Origin of the sequence: Variovorax sp. CF313, assembly GCF_000282635.1 — a bacterium.
Taxonomy (GTDB): Bacteria; Pseudomonadota; Gammaproteobacteria; order Burkholderiales; family Burkholderiaceae_C; genus Variovorax.
Window position 1 is genome coordinate 17,796 of record NZ_AKIW01000011.1, and the last position, 20,122, is coordinate 37,917.

A 20,122-nucleotide genomic window follows, 5' to 3' on the forward strand; every position below is an offset into this window, starting at 1 on the left:
TCACTTCGCTTCGCTGCGTGTAACTCCACCCCCCGAGGGGGAGGCGCGGCCCGCCTTGGGGCGGCCCGGCGGCGGCCGCCTACCAGCCCAGCCCGAGGTGCAGCGGCAGGTACACCGCCATGCCCGCGAGCATCGTGCCGAGCACGCCGCGCCGCCAGTAGAAGTAGGCGGCGCCAACCACCGCCGCATACAGGCGGGCGTCGTGCAGCGTGGTGATCAGGTGGCCCTGCGTCATGACGATCTCGGGCGCGATCACGCCCGCGAGCGCGGCGGCCGGCGCGTAGTGCAGCGCGCGGTGCGCCCAATCGGGCAGGCCCCAGGGCCGGTCGAGGATGAAGAAGAAGCAGCGCGTGAGCACGGTGACGAGCGCAAGCCCGACGATCACGCCCAGGGTCCACCAGTCCGTGGTCGCGCTCACTTGTCGTCCTCCGCCGTGGGATCGAGGCCGAGTTGCTTTTCGAGCCAGAAGCACAGCAGCACGGCCACGCCGATGGCGGCCACGATGTTGAGCTTCAGCGGCAGCGCATAGGCCGCCACGGCCGTGGCGCCGGCGATCAGCCCGGCCAGCACGCGCAGCCGCGTGGTCGCCATCGAGCAGACGATGGCCACCAGGCTCAGCACGCCCGCGAAGCCCAGGCCCCATTTCTGCGGAATGAAGTTGGCCAGCGCGACGCCCAGCAGGCTCATGCCCATCCAGGCGCACCAGGTGATGAAGTAATTGCCGGTGAGGTAAGCCTCCTGGGCTTCCTGCTCGGCGATGGTCAGCGGCGGCTTCGGGTACTTCTTGGTGAAGAGCGCGTAGCTCATGTCCGCCGTAAGGTAGCCGTGCAGCATGCGGCGCCAGCGCGGCATGTGCATGAGGTAGGGGCGCAGGTGCAGGCTGAACACCACGAAGCGCAGGTTGACGCAGAAGCCCGTGGCCAGGATCACCCAGGCCGGCGCGCCCGCGAACAGCAGCGGAATGGCCGCGAGCTGCGAGCTGCCCGCATAGACCAGCAGGGTCATCGCCACGGCCTCGAGCACGCTCATGTTCGACTTGACCATGGCCACGCCGGTCATCAGCCCCCAGGCGCCGATGCCGAGCGCCACCGGAGACATGTCGCGCATGCCGATGCGGAATTCCGGTCGGCCGCGGATGCTTTGCGAGAGAAACATCAGCCGAACACCTGCCCGGGCTTCAGGTCGAAGCCGCGCAGGAAATCGGCCACGGCGAGGCGCTTGCCGCCCGGCCGCTGGAGTTCGGTGACGGCGACAACCGAATCGGCAGCCGCCGCCACGGCCACGCCGGCATCGCTGACGGCGAGGATCGTGCCCGGCGCGGCCGATGCCATGGGTGACGGCACCGCATGGGCCGCCCAGAGCTTGATGGTCTCGCCATCGAGCGGGCTGTTGGCGCCGGGAAAGGGGTCGAAGGCGCGGATGCGGCGCACGATGGCGTCGGCCGGCTGGGCCCAGTCGATCAACGCCTCGTGCTTCTCGACCTTGCTGGCGTAGGTGACGCCTTCGGCCGGCTGCGGCGTGCGCACGAGCGCGCTGATATCCGCAAGCGCCTCGACGATCATCCTTGCGCCCAGTTCGGCCAGCCGGTCGTGCAGGCGGGCGGTGTTGTCGTCGCCGATGTCGACGGCCTCGCGCAGCAGCATGTCGCCGGTGTCGAGCCCGGCGTCCATCTGCATGATGGTGATGCCGGTCCGTGCGTCGCCGGCCTCGATGGCGCGGTGGATCGGCGCGGCGCCGCGCCAGCGTGGCAGCAGGCTCGCATGGATGTTGAGGCAGCCGTGCACCGGCAGGTCGAGCACCCACTGGGGCAGGATCAGGCCGTAGGCCGCGACCACCATCACGTCGGGCCTGGCGGCCAGCAGGGTGTCGCGCGCGGCCGAGGCTTCGTCGGGGTACTTGCCATCGAGCCGCAGGCTGCGCGGCTGGGCCACGGGCCAATTGTTGGCGACCGCGCATTGCTTGACGGGCGACGCCTGCAGCTTCATGCCGCGGCCGGCGGGCCGGTCGGGCTGGCTCATTACCAGCACCACGTCATGGCCGGCGGCGGCAATGGCCTCCAGCGCGACGCGCGCGAACTCGGGCGTGCCCGCGAAAACGACTCTGAGGCGGCTCAATCGCGGATCCGATCGAGCTCGAGATCGTCCCCCGTGTGATAGCGCCGGACCACGCCGGTCGGATCGATGTAGATGTACAGCATGCGGCGCTCGTTCACGGCCTTGTAGCGCCAGTTCCAGACGACACCGTCGAAGGAGCTGACGCGGGTGATTTCATAGGGGCGGCCGTAGAAGGCCACCACATCGTTCTGGCGCCACTGGTCGACCTTGATGTCCTGGCCGAAGCGCGCCTCGCTGAGCACCTGCGTCACCGAGACCACCTTGCCCGAGGCGTCGACATCGATGTCGGTCACCTCGAAGCCGGCCGGCATGCGCGAGTACTGCAGCCGCTCGCCGCCGCCCGTCAGCGGGTAGCGGCCCGTGGGCGCGCCCAGGCGCTGCAGGGTGTCGGCGGCCGTGGCGCCCGGCTGGACGCGCGTGGGCTCGTTGGCGCAGCCGGCAAGACCCAGGGTGGCGACGGCGACGACCGCCTGTGCGGCAAGGGAACCGAAACCGCGTGCGCGCATGGGATCAGGCCCGTTCGCGCAGGTCTTCGCGCTGCTGCTTGAGCAGCTTGCTCTTGATGCGGTTGCGTTTCAGGGGGGAAAGGTACTCGACGAACACCTTGCCCAGCAGGTGGTCGAGCTCGTGCTGGATGCACACGGCGAGCAGGCCGTCGGCCTCGATGGTGCGCGACTCGCCGTTCTCGTCGAGCGCCTGCACCTTGACCGAGGTGGATCGCATCACGCCGTCGTAGATGCCGGGCACCGAGAGGCAGCCCTCTTCGTTCAGCACCTTCTCGTCGCTGGCCCAGATGATCTCGGGGTTGATCAACACGATCGGCTGGTTGCGCTCCTCGGAAATGTCGATGACGACGACGCGCTCGTGCACGTCGACCTGGGTCGCCGCCAGGCCGATGCCGCTGGCGTCGTACATGGTTTCCAGCATGTCGGCGACCAGCGCCTTGACGCGCGCGTCGACGCCCTGCACCGGCTTGGCCACCGTGTGCAGGCGTTTGTCCGGGTAACTCAGAATGATTCGTTTGGCCATGAAATCGGGGGAAAGTTGTGGCTATTTTCGCCAATTCCGCGACTCAAGGCGCCGCAGGAGCCCGAAATCGTTGCCCTCCAAAGGGCTTCAGCGCAGAATTCGTAGCAAATTGTGAGATTCGTATGCGCCGCGCTACCGTGGGCGCTCACCCATCCAGACATGAAAAAGCTCAGACTCACCGAACGCCAGCGCCCCTCCCTCCTCGCCACGCTGACAGCCCTGGCGGTCATCGGCAGTTGCGGCGCCACGACAGCCTGGGCCCAGAACTACCCCGTCACCCCGCAGCAGCGCGCCACGGCGCAGCAGACCGCCCAGGCCGGCGTGCCGCTGAGCGAACTGTCGCCCAAGGCGCCGGACGAATACACCGTCAAGCCCGGCGACACGCTCTGGGCCATCTCCCGCCTCTACCTGCTGCGCCCCTGGCGCTGGCCGGAGCTGTGGGGCATGAACATCAATGAAATCGCCAACCCGCACCGGATCTATCCGGGCCAGGTGCTCTACCTGGACAAGAGCGGCGGCCGCGCCCGCCTGACCACCCGCCGCGGCGGCTTCAGCGGCGACGGCGGAACCATCAAGCTGTCACCTCGCACCCGTTTCGACTCGCTGGCCGGCATGGCACTGCCCACGCTCAACCCGAGCATCATCGAGCCCTTCCTCAGCGAACCCATCGTGGTGGACGCCGGCACGCTGGAAAGCGCGCCGCGCATCGTCGCGGGCAACGACAGCCGCGTCCTGTTGTCGCGCGGCGACCGGGCCTATGCCCGCGGCAGCGCCGAAGCGCCGCTGGTCGAGGTGCCGGGACCGGTGCAGAACTTCCGGATCTTCCGCAACGCCACGCCGCTGAAGGACCCGGGCACGGGCGAAATCCTCGGCTACGAGGCGCAGTACCTGGGCAAGGCCCGGCTGCAGCGCGGCGAGTCGACCACGGTCGAGACGGTGGAAGACAAGGACGTCATCACGGTGGTGCCCGCCAGCATCGACATCGTCGCGTCGCGCGAGGAAATGCGCGCCGGCGACCGCCTGCTGCCCGAGCCGCCGCGCCAGCTGCTGAGCTACGCGCCGCGCGCGCCCTCCACCCAGGTGGACGGCCGCATCGTGTCGGTCTATGGCAACGCGGTGCAGTTCGCGGCACAGAACCAGGTGGTGGCCATCAACAAGGGCACGCGCGACGGCATCGACAACGGCCATGTGCTGGCCATCCTGAAGAACGGCGAAACCATCCTCGACCGCACCGGCGCCCGCAAGGAAACCATCAAGCTGCCGAACGAACGCATCGGCCTGCTGATGGTGTTCCGCACCTTCGAGAAGGTGTCCTACGCGCTGGTGCTCGAAATCAACGACACTCCGCGCGCCGGCGACTTCCTCGTCAACCCCTGACCAGCGACCCCGGCTTCATTCCTCGCACATTCGTTTGGAACGCGCAGAACTCGCAGGCTGGCTGCGGCTTTCATTGACGCCCGGCATCGGTGACGGTGCCGCACGCCGTTTGCTCGCGGCCTTCGGGCTGCCCGACGGCATCTTTGCGCAGCCCCCTGCCGCGCTGCGCGAGGTCGTCTCCTTGGCCCAGGCCGAAGCGCTGCTGCAGCCGCCTCCCGGCCTGCAGGCGCAGATCGACCAGACCTGGCAATGGCTGCAGGCGGCCGATGGCGGCGTCTCGCGCCGCATTGTGACGCTGGGCGACAGCGGCTATCCGGCCTCGCTGCTTGAAATGGCCGACCCGCCGCTGATGCTCTACGTGCTCGGTGCCGCGGACTTCGACCTCACGCAACTCGGCCACAGCATCGCCGTCGTGGGCAGCCGCAATCCGACGCCGCAGGGCGCCACCAACGCGCGCAGCTTCGCGCGGGCGCTGGGCGAGGCGGGGCTGCCCGTGGTGTCGGGCCTCGCGCTGGGCGTCGACGGCGCGGCGCACCAGGGCGCGCTCGATGCGGCCGGCGATGCGCCCCGGCTCGCAACCGTGGCCGTGGTGGGCACGGGGCTCGACCGGGTCTACCCCGCGCGGCACCGCGACCTGGCGCACCGCATCACGCTGCAGGGGCTGATCGTGAGCGAGCTGCCCCTGGGCACGCCGCCGCTCACGCAGAATTTTCCGAAGCGCAACCGGCTCATCGCCGGGCTGGCACGCGGCACGCTGGTGGTCGAGGCGGCGCTGCAGTCGGGCTCGCTGATCACGGCGCGGCTCACGTCGGAGCAGGGCAAGGAAGTGTTTGCGATCCCGGGCTCGATCCATTCGCCGCAATCGCGCGGCTGCCATGCGCTGATCCGCCAGGGCGCGAAGCTCGTGGAATCGGTCAACGACATTCTCGAAGAGCTGCCGCCCCTGCAGCCGCGAGCGGCGGCGACGCCCGCGTCCGGAAATGGAAGCACGGCTGCCGTCGCCACCGACGAAGACCCGCTTCTGGAGGCTCTCGGCCACGACCCCGTGAGTCTCGATGCCCTCAGCGCGCGCACCGGCTGGAGCGCCGCGGCACTCCAGGCGAAGATGCTCGAGCTCGAGCTGGACGGCCATATCGCACGCCTGCCCGGCGGCCTCTTCCAGAGAACGGCCATCGGCTGATTCCCGGGCCCCAGGCCGCGCCCTTTTTTTTGCGGGGGCCGCCGCGCACGGCCGCCCGAAGCGGCCGGCCCGCCCCCGGCAGGGGGAAGGAGAAGTGACACGAAGTGCACGAAGCCTGGGGGTGAGCCACCTTACTGGGCTATATTGGGCTCATGTTCGAAGTGCTTGTTTTTGTGTACGAAAACTATTGGCGCGGCGATGCCTGTCCCGAACCCGATCAGCTGGGCCGCAAGCTCAGCGCACACGGCTTCGAGGCAGAGGAAATCCGCGAGGCCCTTCACTGGCTCGACGGCCTGAGCCTTGCCACGCAAGGCATGCAGATCGAGCGCAGCGCCAACGACGAGGGCAGCGCCACGGTCGTTCTCCGGGGCACCCCCGAAGCGGCCATGCCGCAGTCCGCCGATGCGATGCGCATCTACTCGCAGGCCGAGCAGGAGCACCTCGGCGCCGAGTGCCTCGGCTTCATCCGCTTTCTCGAATCGTCGAACGTGCTGCCCTGCGGCCTGCGCGAGATCGTCGTCGAGCGTGCCATGGCGGCGCCCGGCGACCCGGTCGCACTCGACGAGTTGAAAATCATCGTATTGATGGTGCACTGGAGCACGGGCATCGAACCCGATGCGCTGGTGCTCGACGAGCTCTGCGAGTCGCGCGAGGGCCGCACGGCACACTAGGCGCCGCAGGAGCTGGCTGCTAGTTCAGCAGCCGCTCGGGATTCGCATCCAGCTTCGCCAGCGCTTCGCGCGTGGCACGCACCGTGAGCGTTTCTTCTTCCGCCGGCACCAGCAACCCGGCCTGCAGGTAGGTCGCCAGCCGCCCCGCCTGGATCAGGAAGCTGCGTCCATCCGACGACGCGAACAGGTGCAGCTGCTTGCGATCGCTGCGCCAGACGAACTGCACCTGGCTCACGCGGTCGTTGTGGTCCAGCATGAACCAGTTGCCCACCTGCAGCTCATGCGCCCAGGCGAGCATGTCCTCGGGCACCTTGGTGCCGGCGGCGTCGGGAATGACCTCGATCGAGGCCGCATCCACGCCCAGCAGCAGCTCGATGCTGTGGGCATCGAGCGGCAGATCGGCGGTGCCGCCCACGTCGGTCACGAAATCTTCCAGGTGTGCCAGCCGCTCGGCCATCGCCTCGATCTTGGCCTGCGGGATCGCCTCGGTCTTCGACAGGAAGGCGTCGGACAGCGTGGCGCCGATGGTCTTGATGTGCGCCTCCTGCGGCTCGTCCACGATGCCGAGCAGGGCCATCCCCTGGCGCAGTCGCTGCAGCAGCTGCGGCAGGTCCTGGATCACGCGGGCGCGGTCGGTTCGGTTGGGCTTGGCGCTCGCGGCCCATACCAGCTCCGAAGCCACGCGCTTGAGCATCACGGTCTGTTCGCCCTGCGCGCCGTAGCGCAGCGCGGCAATGGCGAGAACCTCGGCCCAGACCTTGAAGAGAAACTCCCGGATCTCGTCGCGCACCGGCATGTCGTTGAGCATCTTGCGCAACTCGATGGTGTACTGGATCGCCATCGTCTCCTTCTGCTCGACCTGCTGCGCCACGCTCATCACGCGCTGCGTGGTGTCGCTCTGGGTCAGGTAGCGGTTGAGGAAGGCGACGAATTCGTCGAACACCAGCTTGAACACGCGCTGGCCGGTTTCGGGATACTGCTCGATCACCTGCACGACGCGGCGGATCTCGCCTTCGAGCGCGCTGCCGGTGATGGCGGCCGCATCGAAGCCCATCACGCAGGAGCCCATGCGGTCGATCAGCATGCGCGCGGGGTGCTGCAGCGTGCCGAAGAACTCGGGCTCGGCGATGGCCACGCGCAGCACCGGCATCTGCAGGCGCGCGAACCACACGCGCGCCGAGAACGGAATGCGCTCTTCGGCCAGGATGGCCTGGAACATCAGCGCCACGATCTCGACCGTGGCCTTGTCGGCCGTGGTGGGCGCGCGCTTCTTGAGTTCGGTGGAGCGCCGGCGCAGGTCGACGGCGGTCTGCTGGATCAGCGTGGCCTGTTCGCCCGCGCCATCCATGTACTGCGTGGCGGCCATCCGGTAGGCGACCTCGGCGTCGGCGATGGCGCCGGCGAAGGTCCTGGAGAACACGCGGGGCGCCGCACCGCCGCCCTGGCCCGGTTGGCCGCCGCCGCCCGTGGCGCGCCCTTCCGCACCCCCGGCCTGGAACTGTGCGGCGGCACCGCCCGCGTCGCCGCCGATGCGCGCAGTCACGAAGCGCTTGAGGCTCAGCAGTGCGGTCTGCGCACGTTGCCGCGCGATCATCAGCGGCGAGCCGCCGGTGGTCGACGTGGGCGCCATGGTCGAGGGCATGGACGCCTGCTGATGTCCTTCGAATCCGTACCCGGGGCGCTGCGCAATGGTAGAACCGCCGGTCATGCCGCTGTCGACCGGCGCGACGCCCGATCCGCCGCCGCCTGCATTGCCCGTGCGCCGGACAAAGCTCTTGAGATCGATCTCCTGCATCACGCCATTGGCGATCAGATAGGCATTGGCGCTCTCGTAGGCCTTGACGATCACCTCGACCAGCCCCTGCTGCACCGTGTCCTGCACACGGGCCCACAACCCGCGGCTCAGGCCTGCCGCCAGCCACTGGTCGACCAGCAGCTTGGCCAGCGTCTCGGGCTTGAGCACGTCCTTGGCGTCGAGCTCGGTCGTGCCTTCGAGGTGCTGGATGCGCAGGCGCAGGTCGCTGAGCTCGAAGCTGGCCTTGTCGTGGATCATCTGCGCGAGGCGCGAGGAGAGGATGTTGCTCTCCACTACTTCATTGCCGATCAGTTCGAGCCGCAGCGCCGCAGGCGCGGTCATGGCGCCGGATGTGGTGCCCAGCGCCTTGCGCCAGCCGGCCTGCGCGAGCGTCACCCATTGCGTGGCGTGGCCCTGGAACGCGACGAAGTCGTCGCGGTTTTCCTGCATGGAACGGGCGTTGCCGACCTCGGAGGCCAGGGCCGTCAACCGGTCCCGGATCGCGCCGGCCAGCGGCGCAATGGCGCCCTCGGTGGCCGATACGAAACGCTCACGCGTCTCGCGTGCGAGCTGCAGGGAAGAGGCGGACCGCGCAATGCTCATTGAAAAGTCGGGAAGGCCAGGATGGTCGATTCGTCGGCAACAACTGCGAGCTTGCATCGGGAAGCGCCACCGCACAAGTGCGGAGAGCGCCCGGCGTTGCATGCGAACCGCGGTGGCAGCCGGGCCGCCGCCGCTGTGTTGAACCCCGAAGTATCCGTCAGACCACGGCGCCGGCGTTCGGGTCGTCCTCGGATTCGCCGTCGCGCTTGGCCGGGCCGCCCTTGATGAGGTCTTCGCGCTTCACGCCGAGCCACATGGCGATCGCCGCCGCCACGAAGGCCGACGAGTAGATGCCGAAGCAGATGCCGATGGTCAGCGCCAGCGCGAAGTAGTGCAGGGTCGGGCCGCCGAAGAAGAACATCGACAGCACCACCAGCTGGGTGGAGCCGTGGGTGATGATGGTCCGGCTGATGGTCGAGGTGATCGCGTTGTCGATGATCTCGGTGGTCGACATCTTCCGGTAGCGGCGGAAGTTCTCGCGGATCCGGTCGAAGATCACGACCGATTCGTTCACCGAATAGCCCAGCACCGCCAGCACCGCCGCCAGCACCGCCAGCGAGAACTCCCACTGGAAGAAGGCGAAGAAGCCCAGGATGATCACCACGTCGTGCAGGTTTGCCAGTACGGTGGCCAGCGCGAACTTCCACTCGAAGCGGAACGCCAGGTAGATCATGATGCCGACGACCACCATGCCCAGGGCCTTCAGGCCATTGGTGGTGAGTTCGTCGCCGACCTGCGGGCCGACGAATTCGTTGCTGCGCAGCTCCACCGTCGGCTCGGCCACCTTCAGCGCGTCCATCACCTGTGCGCTCTGCTGGGCGGAGGTCACGCCCTTCTTCACGGGCAGGCGGATCTGCACCGACTTGCCGAAGCTCTGCACCTGCACTTCGGTGTAGCCCAGCCTGCCGACGATGTCGCGCACCTTGCCGACGTCGGCCGACTGTGTGTATGCCACTTCCATCACCGTGCCGCCGGTGAACTCCACCGACAGGTGCAGCCCGCGGTGGAACAGGAAGAACACCGCCAGCGCGAAGGTGACGAAGGAGATGATGTTCAGCACCAGCGCGTGGCGCATGAACGGGATGGTCTTGTGGATGCGGAAGAATTCCATGGCTGTCTCTTCTGCCTCTTACTTGGTTTCGGCCACGGCCGCGCCGTCGGTCTTCGGCCGCCACACCGTGCCGATGGACACCGTCTTGAGCTTCTTCTTCTGGCCGTACCAGAAGTTCACGAGGCCGCGCGAGAAGAACACGGCCGAGAACATCGAGGTGACGATGCCGATGCAGTGCACCACCGCAAAGCCGCGCACCGGACCCGAGCCGAAGGCCAGCAGCGCGATACCCGCGATCAGCGTGGTCACGTTGGAGTCGAGGATGGTGCCCCAGGCGCGTTCGTAGCCCGCATGGATCGCCGCCTGCGGCGACGCCCCGTTGCGCAGTTCCTCGCGCACGCGCTCGTTGATCAGCACGTTGGAGTCGATTGCCACGCCGATGGCCAGCGCCATGGCCGCGATGCCCGGCAGCGTGAGCGTGGCCTGCAGGATCGAGAGAATGGCCACCAGCAGCATCAGGTTGACGGCCAGCGCGATCGACGAGAACAGGCCGAACAGCGCGTAGTAGATGCACATGAACACCATGATCGCGGCGAAGCCGTACATCACGCTGTCGAAGCCCTTCTTGATGTTCTCGGCACCCTGCGTCGGGCCGATGGTGCGTTCCTGGATGATTTCCATCGGCGCGGCCAACGAGCCGGCGCGCAGCAGCAGCGCGAGGTCGTTGGCTTCGGACACGGTCATCGAACCTGACACCTGGAAACGGTTGCCCAGTTCGCCGTTGATCGACGGGGCCGTGAGCACTTCGCCCTTGCCCTTCTCGAAGATCAGCATGGCCATGCGCTTCTTGTAGTTCTCGCGGCTCACGTCACGCATGATGGTGCCGCCCTTCGAGTCCATGGTCAGGTCGACCTTGGGCTGGTTGCTCTGCTGGTCGAAGCCGGGCTGCGCGTCGGTGAGGTTCTCGCCGGTGACGAGCACCTGCTTCTTCACGATCACCGGACGGCCCTGGCGATCGAGGAATTTCTCGGAACCGAAAGGCACCGGCCCACCGCTCAGTTCAGCCGAGCGGCCTTCGGCGCTTTCGTCCACCATGCGCATTTCGAGCGTGGCGGTGCGTCCGATGATGGTCTTGGCCTGGGCCGGGTCCTGCATGCCGGGCAGTTGCACGACGATGCGGTCGATGCCCTGCTGCTGGATCACGGGTTCGGCCACGCCGAGTTCATTGATCCGGTTGTGCAGCGTCGTGACGTTCTGCTTGAGCGCCGCGTCCTGGATGCGGCGCGCGGCCTCGGGCTTGATGCTGGCCACGATGCGCCATTCGGTGCCCTGCTGGCTCTCGACGGTGCTGAGGTCCGGCATCGTGTCCTGGATCAGGCGCCGGGTGGTTTCCACGCTGTCGGCGTCGCGCAGCGTGATTTCGACGGTCTGGCCGTTGCGGTTCACGGCGCTGCCGCGCACCTTCTTCTCGCGCAGCCCCATGCGGATGTCGCCGGCGAAGGATTCGGCCTTCTTGTCGAGCACGCCGCGCATGTCGACCTGCAGCAGGAAGTCGACGCCGCCGCGCAGGTCGAGGCCCAGGTACATCGGGAAGGCGTGCAGCGCGGTCAGCCACGAGGGCGAGCGCGACACGAGGTTCAGCGCCACCACGTAGGAGGGTTCGTCCGCGTTCGGCACCAGGGCCTGCTGCAGCGTATCGCGCGCCTTGATCTGGTCGTCGGTGGTGGCGAACCGCGCCCGCACCGCGGTGGGTTCGAGGCTCAGCAGTTCGGGCGTGAGGCCGGCCGTCTTGAGCAGCTCCTGCACCCTGGCCCGGGTCGACGCGTCGATCTTGACGGTCGACTTCGCAGCCGACACCTGCACCGCAGGCGCCTCGCCAAAGAAATTGGGCAGGGCGTAGATGAGCCCCACGAGCAACACGACCACGATGATCGCGTACTTCCAGACCGGGTAACGGTTCATGAGAAAGCGCTTTTTCTGAAACGGAACACGGCGTGAATTGGGGCCCTGCGCCGCAAGGCGCAAGGTTCAGCTCACGCTTTTATTGCTTGACGGCGCCCTTGGGCAAGACCTGCACCACGGCGCTGCGCTGGATCTTGATCTCGATGCCGTTGGCGATTTCGAGGCCGAGGTACTGGTCGCCGATCGAGGTGATCTTGCCGAGCACCCCGCCGGCGGTGGCGACTTCGTCGCCCTTGGCCAGGGCCTCGATCATGGCGCGGGCTTCCTTCTGGCGCTTCATCTGGGGCCGGATCATGACGAAGTACAGCACCACGAACATCAGCACCAGCGGCAGCATGCTGCCGAGGGAGGACAACATGTCACCGCCGCCGGCTGCAGCGGGCGCGGTCTGGGCGAAAGCAGAGGAAATGAACAAGAGAGTCTCCAGCAGAGGAAAGAGAAAACGATGGGAGCGCAGGACGTGCCCGCGGTTCCTTGGGCTTCGCGGCCGCGAAGGAGGCGGACCGCAAGTCAAAGCGCGGCGCGGCTTGGCCGCGCACAGCACCGGCCATTGTATTCGGCGCAGATGACCGCTCCGCGCGCTTATCCGGCGCGGCCGGGAGGGCTTTCCGGGCAGAGGATTGCGCGCCGTTTTGCTATGTTTTGAATAGCAACGGGCGCCCATCGGGCGCCCGTTGCATGGTCGACCAGCCTTGAAGATCAGGCCGCCGCGCGCTGCCCCTGCGGATTGCGCCACTTGGCCATCAGCTCGCTCCAGCGGGTGCGGGCCGCCGCCAGGTTGCGATCCTTCACGTGGCCGTAACCGCGGATCTGCTCGGGCAGGGCCGCGATTTCCAGCGCCAGCGCGTGGTTGTCCGCGCGCAGGCCTCCGATCACTTCCTCGATGCTGGCGCGGTACTCGCCGATCAGCGCGCGCTCGGTCTTGCGCTCCTCGGTGCGGCCGAAGATGTCGAGCGCCGTGCCGCGCAGGCCCTTCAGCTTCGCGAGGAAGCGGAAGCCCGTGAGCATCCAGGGGCCGAACTTCTGCTTCTGGAGCTGCCCCTTGGCGTCCTTCTTCGCGATGAGCGGCGGCGCCAGGTGGTAGTTGAGCTTGTAGTCGCCCTCGAACATGCCTTCGACGCGGTCGAGGAAGCTGCGATCGGTGTGCAGGCGGGCGACTTCGTACTCGTCCTTGTAGGCCATCAGCTTGAACAGATAGCGCGCAACCGCTTCGGTCAGCGCGGTGCTCTTGCCGGCGGCCGATTCGGCGTGCTGCACCTTGCCGACGAACTGCCTGTATTCGTCGGCGTAGGCGGCGTTCTGGTAGCCGGTCAGGAACTCGACGCGGCGCGCGACCAGGCTTTCGACCGATTCGCGCTTCTTGAACTCGATGACCTGGCCGGGACGCACGCGCTTTTGCAGCTCCTCAGGACGCACCGCCGCCTGGCGGCCCCATTCGAACGCCGTCTTGTTGTTCTCGACGGCCACGGCGTTGAGTTCAATGGCGCGCATCAGCGACTCGTGCGCCAGCGGGATCCAGCCCTTTTGCCAGGCGTAGCCCAGGATCATCGGGTTGACGTAGATGCTGTCGCCCATCAGCGTGGTGGCGGCGGCATCGGCGTCGAAGGTGCCCATGCCGTCGACGCCCACGGCGCGCGCGATCTCGGCGGCGCAAGCGTCTTCGGGGTTCTGCCAGTTGGCGTTGCGCACGAAAGCCGCCGTCGGCGAGCTGTGACTGTTGAGCGCCACGTGCGTGCGCCCTTCGCGCATGCGCGCCATGGTTTCGCCGTTGACCGTGACCAGCGGATCGCAGGCCAGGATCAGGTCGGCCGCCGCGGTGCCGACGCGCGTGGTGCGGATGTCGTCCTGCGTGTCGCCGATGAGCACGTGGCTCCAGGTGGCGCCGCCCTTCTGCGCGAGGCCGGCCGCATCCTGCGTGACGATGCCCTTGGCCTCGATGTGCGCCGCCATGCCGAGCAGCTGGCCGATGGTGATCACGCCGGTGCCGCCGACGCCCGCTACCACCACGCCCCAGACCTTGCCGCCGACCAGCGACGGAATCGCGGGCTCGGGCAGCAGGCCGAACTCGGCCGGCGTGGCGCCCTTGTTCTTGCCCTTCTTCTTGAGCTGGCCGCCTTCGACGGTGACGAAGCTCGGGCAGAAGCCCTTCAGGCAGCTCATGTCCTTGTTGCAGCTGCTCTGGTTGATGGTGCGCTTGCGGCCGAACTCGGTCTCCAGCGGTTCGACCGACAGGCAGTTGCTCTGCACGCTGCAGTCGCCGCAGCCTTCGCAGACCAGCTCGTTGATGACCACGCGCTTGGCCGGATCGACGGCCGTGCCCCGCTTGCGGCGGCGGCGCTTCTCGGTCGCGCAGGTCTGGTCGTAGATGATGGCCGTGGTGCCGGGGATCTTGCGGAACTCGCGCTGCACCTCGTCGAGCAAGTCGCGGTGCTTCACCTGGACATGGTCGCCGGGGATGTGCACGCCCTCGTACTTCTCGGGCTCGTCGGTCACGATCACGACCTTCGCGGCGCCCTCGGCATGCAGGCTCTCGGCAATCTGCAGCACCGAGTGGCCTTCCGGCCGCTCGCCGACCTGCTGGCCGCCGGTCATGGCGACCGCGTCGTTGTAGAGGATCTTGTAGGTGATGTTCACACCCGCCGCGATGCTCTGGCGGATGGCGAGCAGGCCGCTGTGGAAGTACGTGCCGTCGCCCAGGTTCGCGAAGATGTGCTGGTCGGTGGTGAAGGGCTGCTGGCCCACCCATGGCACGCCCTCTCCGCCCATCTGCGTGAAGCCGATGGTGGAGCGGTCCATCCAGGTCGCCATGAAGTGGCAGCCGATGCCGCCCATGGCGCGCGAGCCTTCGGGCACCACGGTGCTGGTGTTGTGCGGGCAGCCCGAGCAGAACCAGGGCTGGCGCGTGGCGTCGGCCACGCTGGTGGAGGCCTGCTGCACCACCATCGCGCGTTCCTTGGCTTCGAGGATGGCGAGTTGGGCATCGATGCGCGCGGCCATGTCGGCGCCGGCGGCGGCCAGCAGGCCGGTCTTCTTCAGGCGCGAGGCGATGGCCTTGGCGATCAGCGCGGGGTTCAGGTCGGCATTGGCGCGCAGCAGGGTGTGCGCGGTCGGGTTGGGCATCGACCATTCGCCGCCCGAGTAGCCCTCGGCCGCGTGCACTTCGCCCTCGTCGAACTTGCCGACCACGTTGGGGCGCACGTCGGAGCGCCAGTTGTAGAGCTCTTCCTTGAGCTGGTATTCGATGACCTGGCGCTTCTCCTCGACCACCAGGATCTCCTGCAGGCCGGTGGCGAATTCGCGCGTGAGCTGCGCCTCGAGCGGCCACACCACACCCACCTTGTGCAGGCGGATGCCGAGCTGGCGGCAGGCCGCGTCGTCCAGGCCCAGGTCGATCAGCGCCTGGCGCGTGTCGTTGAAGGCCTTGCCGCTGGCCATGATGCCGAAGCGGTCGTTCGGGCCCTCGATCACGTTGTGGTTCAGCCGGTTGGCGCGGATGTACGCCAGCGCGGCATACCACTTGTAGTGCATGAGCCGGGCTTCCTGCTCCAGCGCATGGTCGGGCCAGCGGATGTGCAGGCCGCCGGGCGGCATCTCGAAGTCGGTGGGGATGACGATCTCGACGCGCTCGGGGTCGATCATGGCCGTGGCGCTCGACTCAACGATCTCCTGGATCGTCTTCATGCCCGACCACACGCCCGAGAAGCGGCTCATGGCGAAGGCATGGATGCCCAGGTCGAGGATTTCCTGCACGCTCGTGGGGAAGAACACCGGCGTGCCGCAGGCCTTGAAGATGTGGTCGCTCTGGTGCGCGGCCGTGCTGCTCTTGGAGATGTGGTCGTCGCCCGCCACCGCGATCACGCCGCCGAATTCGGTGGTGCCGGCCATGTTGGCGTGCTTGAAGACGTCGGAGCAGCGGTCCACGCCCGGGCCCTTGCCGTACCAGATGCCGAACACGCCGTCGAACTTGTTGGTGCCCGCGGGCGAGAAGCCCAGCTGCTGGGTGCCCCACAGTGCGGTGGCCGCCAGCTCTTCATTCACGCCGGGCTGGAAGACGATGTTCCGTTCCTTGAGGAACTTGCTTGCCTTCCACAGCGCCTGGTCGTAGCCGCCAAGCGGAGAGCCGCGGTAGCCGCTGATGAAGCCGGCGGTGTTCTTGCCAGCCTGCTTGTCGCGCAGTTGCTGCAGCATGGGCAGCTTCACGAGGGCCTGGACGCCGCTCATGAAGGCACGGCCGTAGTCGAGGGAGTACTTGTCGTCGAGCGTGACGGTTTCTAGCGCCTTGCGGATGTGCTCGGGCAGCGGGGCGTTCATGGTGTCTGTCTCCGTATGGCAGGGCCTTGTGGGCCTGGCTGATTGCTTGGGTCTGTGCCCGGTAGGGCGCGAGCCCATGGTCACGCAAAGTGTATGCCGGGGTTGGCGACAGGTGTTTGCGTTCTTTGCCTCGAAAAAGCGGCTTCCAGAAAGAATCTTGCTTAAAATCCTCACCAATGGAAAGCATCGATAAGTTCGACCTCGCAATTCTGCAAGAACTGCAGGCCGACGGTCGCCTCACCAATGCCGAGCTTGCGCAACGCGTGGGGCTCTCGGCCGCGCCCTGCTGGCGCCGGGTGCGGGCACTCGAGGAGGCAGGCGTCATCAAGGGCTACCACGCCGAGATCGACCGCCACAAGATCGGGCTCGGCGTACTTGCCTTCGTGCGCGTGGACACCGAGCGCGTCACCCACGAGGCCACCCGCAAGCTGGAGGACGCGATCCGCAGGATGCCCGAGGTGGTGGCCTGCCACTACATCAGCGGCACCGGCACCTTCGAACTCCAGGTGGTGGCGCAGGATCTCGACAGCTTCTCGTCCTTTGCGCGCCAGCAATTGATGAACCTGCCGAATGTGAAGGACCTGCACACCAGTTTCTCGCTGGGCGAGGTGAAGGCGAGCAGCGCGCTGCCGCTGGGGCATCTGGCACGCTGAGTGCATGCGGCGACGCGGCCGCCCGATAGCGACAGCCTAAAATCCCCGCCCACCACCTCCCGCCGGACGGCGAAAAACAAGGACCCCCGAATGAACTCCCTCCGCCGCGCCCTGGCCCTCGGCCTCGCTGCCGCCACGCTCGCATTCAGTGCCCAGGCCCAGAACCGCGAACTCACCGTGGCCTCCAGCGCCACCTACGCGCCCTTCGCCTTCGAGAACAAGGACAAGCAGATCGTCGGTTTCGACATCGACATCATCAACGCCATCGCGAAGCAGCAGGGCCTGAAGATCAAGATCGTCAACACGCCCTTCACCGGCATCTTCGGCGCGCTGAACAACGGCGACGTCGACCTCGTGATCTCGGGCGTCACCATCAACGAGAAGCGCAAGCAGAGCTACGACTTCACGCCGCCGTACTTCGCGGCCCGCCAGCTGATCGCGCTGCCGAAGAACAGCAAGGTCGCCTCGCTGAAGGACCTGGCCGGCAAGAAGATCGCCGTGGTCAGCGCCTCCACCGCCGACGACATCGCCTCGCGCGAGTTCGGCAAGACCAACCCCGACATCCGCCGCTTCGAGAGCACGCCGCTCATCATTTCCGAGCTGGCCGGCGGCGGCGTCGATGCCGCCATGGGCGACAACGGCGTCATCGCCTATCGCGTGGCGCAGAACCCCGACCTGAAGACGCTGGACGACAAGTCCTTCCCCGAAGAGGGCTTCGGCATCGTCGTGAAGAAGGGCGACAAGGCCCTGCTCGACAAGCTCACGGCCGGCCTCGCGGCCATCCGCGCCGACGGCAGCTACGCGACGATCTACAAGAAGTGGTTCAACAAGGACCCGAACGTCCACTGAGCCGCACCCCACCTGTGATCCGATCACGGCCGCCACGATGCGGCCGTTTGTTTTTTGAGTTTGACGCGATGAAGCGGAGGCGATAGATGGAACAACCAATTCTTCTTTTCGGATGGTTCCGATGGGACATCCTGGTCGAATACAAGGACCTGTTCTGGCAAGGCGCCTGGATGACGCTGCGCATGACCGTGGTGTGCGTGCTGCTGGGTTCGAGCTGGGGCCTGTGCCTCGCGCTCGCTCGGCTCGCGCATCCGCGCCACGCACCGTGGACCTGGGTCGCGCGCTTCTTCCTGCGCTGGCCGGCCACTGTGTACGTGAGCTTCTTCCGCGGCACGCCGCTGTTCGTGCAGATCCTGCTGATCCACTTCGCGGTGATGCCGGTATTCATCCACCCGACGACGGGCATCCTGATCGACGGCGAGCTCGCGCGCACGCTCAAGCAGGAGCACGGCGCGCTCATCTCCGGCGTGGTGGCGCTCACGCTCAATTCGGCGGCCTACATCTCCGAGGTGTTCCGCGCCGGCATCCAGTCGATCTCGCGCGGACAGTTCGATGCGGGCCGCTCGATCGGCTTCTCGCCCGCGCAGGTGATGCGCTACGTGGTGCTGCCGCAGGCCTTCCGCCGCATGCTGCCGCCGCTTGGCAACAACGCGATCGCGCTGCTGAAAGACACGTCGCTGGTCTCGGCCATCGGCCTGGCCGAGCTGGCGTACGCGGCGCGCACCGTGGCGGGTGCCTACGCGCGCTACTGGGAGCCGTACCTCGCGATCTCGGTCATCTACTGGGTGATGACGCTGGTGCTGACGACGCTTCTTCGCCGCCTCGAACACCGCCTCGCGCGCAGCGACAGGGGATGACGGCGGCGGGCGCGCCAAAATAGCGCCACATGCCACCCATATCCCCCGAAGAGACGCCCATCCCGCCCGTGCGGCCGCAGCCGGCGAAGCTCGCGGCCCTCGTGCCGCTCCAGCTTCCCGTGTTCCGCATGCTGTGGAGCACCTGGCTCGTCGCCAACATCTGCATGTGGATGAACGACGTGGCCGCCGCGTGGATGATGACCTCGCTGACCACCTCGCCGATCTGGGTGGCGCTGGTGCAGTCGGCCTCCACGCTGCCGGTGTTCCTGCTGGGCCTGCCCAGCGGCGCGCTGGCCGACATCCTGGACCGCCGGCGCTGGCTGGTGGCCACGCAGTTCTGGCTGGCCGGCACGGCCATCGTGCTGTGCGCGGCGCTGGCGCTCGACCTCATGACCGCGCCGCTGCTGCTGGCGCTGACCTTCGCCAACGGCATCGGCCTGGCGTTGCGCTGGCCGGTGTTTGCGGCCATCGTGCCCGAGCTGGTGCCGCGCCCGCAGCTGCCGGCCGCGCTGGGCCTGAACGGCATCGCGATGAACGCCTCGCGCATCGTCGGCCCGCTCACGGCCGGCATGCTGATCGCGAGCGCAGGCACCGTGTGGGTGTTCGCGCTGAACGCGGTGCTGTCGGTGGCCTCGGGCTTCGTGGTGCTGCGCTGGCGGCGCGAGCACACACCCAACCCGCTGGGCCGCGAGAAGCTCGTCAGCGCGATGCGCGTGGGCGTGCAGTTCGTGCGGCAGTCGCAGCGCATGCGCGCGGTGCTCACGCGCATCTCGATCTTCTTCTTCCACTCGACCGCGCTGCTGGCGCTGCTGCCGCTGCTGGCGCGCAACCTCGAGGGCGGCGGCGCCGGCACCTTCACGCTGCTGCTGGCGGCCATGGGCTCGGGCGCGATCGTCGCGGTGCTGTTCCTGCCGCGACTGCGCCAGGCGATGGGGCGCGACCAGCTGGTGCTGCGCGGCACGCTGCTGCAGTCGGGCGCCACCGCCGTCATGGCCTTCGCGCCGAATGCATGGGTCGCGGTGCCGGCGATGTTCTTCGGCGGCATGGCATGGATCACGGTGGCCAATTCGCTGTCGGTGTCGGCCCAGCTCGCGCTGCCCGACTGGGTGCGCGCGCGCGGCATGTCGATGTACCAGATGGCGATCATGGGCGCGAGCGCGATCGGCGCAGCGCTCTGGGGCCAGGTGGCCACGGTCACCACGCTGGTCGCCAGCCTGTGCGTGGCTGCCGTCAGCGGCACGCTGCTGATGCTCGCCGCGCTGCGCTGGGTGACCGACGTGAGCGGCGAGGACGACACCAGCCCCGCCCAGGCCGGCTGGGCCGCCGGCCCGCCCGCCGAGGCGCCGCAGGAAGACGGCCGCGTGGTCATCACAGTGGAATTCATGATCGACCCGGCCCGCGCCCCCGCCTTCCACCTCGTGATGCAGCAGACCCGCCGTGCGCGCCTGAGCCAGGGCGCCATCGGCTGGGAGCTGCTGCACGACATTGCGCAGCCGGAACGCTATGTGGAGCAGATCGTCGACGAATCGTGGACCGATCACCTGCGCCGCTTCAACCGCGCCACCGCGAGCGACATGGCGCTGCGCGAGCGCCGGCTGGCGTTCCACCTGGGCGAGTCGCCGCCGGTGGTCACGCGCTACGTGGTGCGGCGCTGAGCCGGGCCGCCGCCC

General features: G+C 67.7%; 17 protein-coding genes. 7 read left to right on the forward strand and 10 right to left on the reverse strand.

Annotation, left to right across the window (positions count from 1 at the left end; all coding sequences use genetic code 11):
- Positions 1 to 79 precede the first annotated feature (79 nt).
- The 5 genes from PMI12_RS03220 to def are packed head-to-tail and all read right to left on the reverse strand — an operon-like array spanning position 80 to position 3,143.
- On the reverse strand, positions 80 to 418 hold the full coding sequence (locus tag PMI12_RS03220) for an AzlD domain-containing protein (RefSeq protein ID WP_007829076.1): 339 nt from the start codon (positions 416 to 418) through the stop codon (positions 80 to 82).
- Entirely contained in the window at positions 415 to 1,155 is a 741-nt protein-coding gene (locus PMI12_RS03225; protein ID WP_007829078.1) for an AzlC family ABC transporter permease, read from the reverse strand. Before PMI12_RS03225 ends, PMI12_RS03220 begins: the two co-directional genes overlap by 4 nt.
- A complete protein-coding gene (fmt, locus tag PMI12_RS03230) occupies positions 1,155 to 2,114 on the reverse strand; it encodes a methionyl-tRNA formyltransferase (protein ID WP_007829080.1) in 960 nt (319 codons plus the stop codon). The genes PMI12_RS03225 and fmt overlap by 1 nt, the downstream gene beginning before the upstream one ends.
- Positions 2,111 to 2,620: a hypothetical protein gene (locus PMI12_RS03235; protein ID WP_007829082.1), complete on the reverse strand. Its 510-nt coding sequence runs from the start codon at positions 2,618 to 2,620 to the stop codon at positions 2,111 to 2,113. The genes fmt and PMI12_RS03235 overlap by 4 nt, the downstream gene beginning before the upstream one ends.
- 4 nt (positions 2,621 to 2,624) lie before the next feature.
- Complete coding sequence (def, locus tag PMI12_RS03240) at positions 2,625 to 3,143, reverse strand: peptide deformylase (RefSeq protein ID WP_007829084.1); 519 nt, start codon at positions 3,141 to 3,143, stop codon at positions 2,625 to 2,627.
- 159 nt (positions 3,144 to 3,302) lie between these two features.
- On the opposite strand from def, the gene PMI12_RS03245 reads away from it, so the two are divergent.
- From PMI12_RS03245 to PMI12_RS03255, 3 genes are all read left to right on the forward strand, one after another.
- A complete protein-coding gene (locus PMI12_RS03245) occupies positions 3,303 to 4,520 on the forward strand; it encodes a LysM peptidoglycan-binding domain-containing protein (protein WP_007829086.1) in 1,218 nt (405 codons plus the stop codon).
- Between the two features lie 34 nt (positions 4,521 to 4,554).
- Positions 4,555 to 5,700: a DNA-processing protein DprA gene (gene dprA / locus PMI12_RS03250; protein WP_042672763.1), complete on the forward strand. Its 1,146-nt coding sequence runs from the start codon at positions 4,555 to 4,557 to the stop codon at positions 5,698 to 5,700.
- Positions 5,701 to 5,852: 152 nt separating this feature from the next.
- Complete coding sequence (locus tag PMI12_RS03255; RefSeq protein ID WP_007829088.1) at positions 5,853 to 6,371, forward strand: DUF494 family protein; 519 nt, start codon at positions 5,853 to 5,855, stop codon at positions 6,369 to 6,371.
- Positions 6,372 to 6,390: 19 nt separating this feature from the next.
- Here the strand turns inward: PMI12_RS03255 and PMI12_RS03260 are convergent, their stop codons facing one another.
- From PMI12_RS03260 to PMI12_RS03280, 5 genes are all read right to left on the reverse strand, one after another.
- Entirely contained in the window at positions 6,391 to 8,769 is a 2,379-nt protein-coding gene (locus PMI12_RS03260) for a DUF1631 family protein (protein ID WP_007829089.1), read from the reverse strand.
- A 157-nt stretch (positions 8,770 to 8,926) separates the two neighbouring features.
- The gene (gene secF / locus PMI12_RS03265) at positions 8,927 to 9,880 is read right to left on the reverse strand and encodes a protein translocase subunit SecF (protein ID WP_007829090.1); all 954 of its coding nucleotides are present in this window, start codon (positions 9,878 to 9,880) and stop codon (positions 8,927 to 8,929) included.
- Positions 9,881 to 9,898: 18 nt separating this feature from the next.
- A complete protein-coding gene (secD, locus tag PMI12_RS03270) occupies positions 9,899 to 11,782 on the reverse strand; it encodes a protein translocase subunit SecD (protein WP_007829091.1) in 1,884 nt (627 codons plus the stop codon).
- Positions 11,783 to 11,861: 79 nt separating this feature from the next.
- Positions 11,862 to 12,197, reverse strand: coding sequence for a preprotein translocase subunit YajC (gene yajC / locus PMI12_RS03275; protein WP_007829092.1), 336 nt, complete (start codon positions 12,195 to 12,197; stop codon positions 11,862 to 11,864).
- Between the two features lie 284 nt (positions 12,198 to 12,481).
- Complete coding sequence (locus tag PMI12_RS03280; protein ID WP_007829093.1) at positions 12,482 to 16,093, reverse strand: indolepyruvate ferredoxin oxidoreductase family protein; 3,612 nt, start codon at positions 16,091 to 16,093, stop codon at positions 12,482 to 12,484.
- A 176-nt stretch (positions 16,094 to 16,269) separates the two neighbouring features.
- Here PMI12_RS03280 and PMI12_RS03285 point away from each other — a divergent pair, with 176 nt between their 5' ends.
- The 4 genes from PMI12_RS03285 (at position 16,270) to PMI12_RS03300 (ending at position 20,107) form a co-directional block, all read left to right on the forward strand.
- Positions 16,270 to 16,746: an Lrp/AsnC family transcriptional regulator gene (locus PMI12_RS03285; RefSeq protein ID WP_007829095.1), complete on the forward strand. Its 477-nt coding sequence runs from the start codon at positions 16,270 to 16,272 to the stop codon at positions 16,744 to 16,746.
- A 90-nt stretch (positions 16,747 to 16,836) separates the two neighbouring features.
- Positions 16,837 to 17,595 carry a basic amino acid ABC transporter substrate-binding protein gene (locus tag PMI12_RS03290; RefSeq protein WP_007829097.1) on the forward strand — a complete coding sequence of 253 codons (759 nt, stop codon included), beginning with the start codon at positions 16,837 to 16,839 and terminating at the stop codon, positions 17,593 to 17,595.
- Between the two features lie 86 nt (positions 17,596 to 17,681).
- Positions 17,682 to 18,452 (forward strand): amino acid ABC transporter permease, encoded by a 771-nt coding sequence (locus PMI12_RS03295; protein ID WP_007829099.1) that lies wholly within the window; start codon positions 17,682 to 17,684, stop codon positions 18,450 to 18,452.
- Positions 18,453 to 18,481: 29 nt separating this feature from the next.
- Positions 18,482 to 20,107, forward strand: a complete 1,626-nt coding sequence (locus PMI12_RS03300; protein ID WP_007829101.1) for an MFS transporter — start codon at positions 18,482 to 18,484, stop codon at positions 20,105 to 20,107.
- Positions 20,108 to 20,122: the final 15 nt, after the last annotated feature.

Bases quoted from the DNA above. Each gene is read 5' to 3' on its own strand.
- PMI12_RS03225 (WP_007829078.1), bottom strand. From the start codon at position 1,155: ATGTTTCTCTCGCAAAGCATCCGCGGCCGACCGGAATTCCGCATCGGC.
- PMI12_RS03235 (WP_007829082.1), bottom strand. From the start codon at position 2,620: ATGCGCGCACGCGGTTTCGGTTCCCTTGCCGCACAGGCGGTCGTCGCC.
- def (WP_007829084.1), bottom strand. From the start codon at position 3,143: ATGGCCAAACGAATCATTCTGAGTTACCCGGACAAACGCCTGCACACG.
- PMI12_RS03245 (WP_007829086.1), top strand. From the start codon at position 3,303: ATGAAAAAGCTCAGACTCACCGAACGCCAGCGCCCCTCCCTCCTCGCC.
- PMI12_RS03255 (WP_007829088.1), top strand. From the start codon at position 5,853: ATGTTCGAAGTGCTTGTTTTTGTGTACGAAAACTATTGGCGCGGCGAT.
- PMI12_RS03260 (WP_007829089.1), bottom strand. From the start codon at position 8,769: ATGAGCATTGCGCGGTCCGCCTCTTCCCTGCAGCTCGCACGCGAGACG.
- secF (WP_007829090.1), bottom strand. From the start codon at position 9,880: ATGGAATTCTTCCGCATCCACAAGACCATCCCGTTCATGCGCCACGCG.
- secD (WP_007829091.1), bottom strand. From the start codon at position 11,782: ATGAACCGTTACCCGGTCTGGAAGTACGCGATCATCGTGGTCGTGTTG.
- PMI12_RS03280 (WP_007829093.1), bottom strand. From the start codon at position 16,093: ATGAACGCCCCGCTGCCCGAGCACATCCGCAAGGCGCTAGAAACCGTC.
- PMI12_RS03285 (WP_007829095.1), top strand. From the start codon at position 16,270: ATGGAAAGCATCGATAAGTTCGACCTCGCAATTCTGCAAGAACTGCAG.
- PMI12_RS03290 (WP_007829097.1), top strand. From the start codon at position 16,837: ATGAACTCCCTCCGCCGCGCCCTGGCCCTCGGCCTCGCTGCCGCCACG.
- PMI12_RS03295 (WP_007829099.1), top strand. From the start codon at position 17,682: ATGGAACAACCAATTCTTCTTTTCGGATGGTTCCGATGGGACATCCTG.
- PMI12_RS03300 (WP_007829101.1), top strand. From the start codon at position 18,482: ATGCCACCCATATCCCCCGAAGAGACGCCCATCCCGCCCGTGCGGCCG.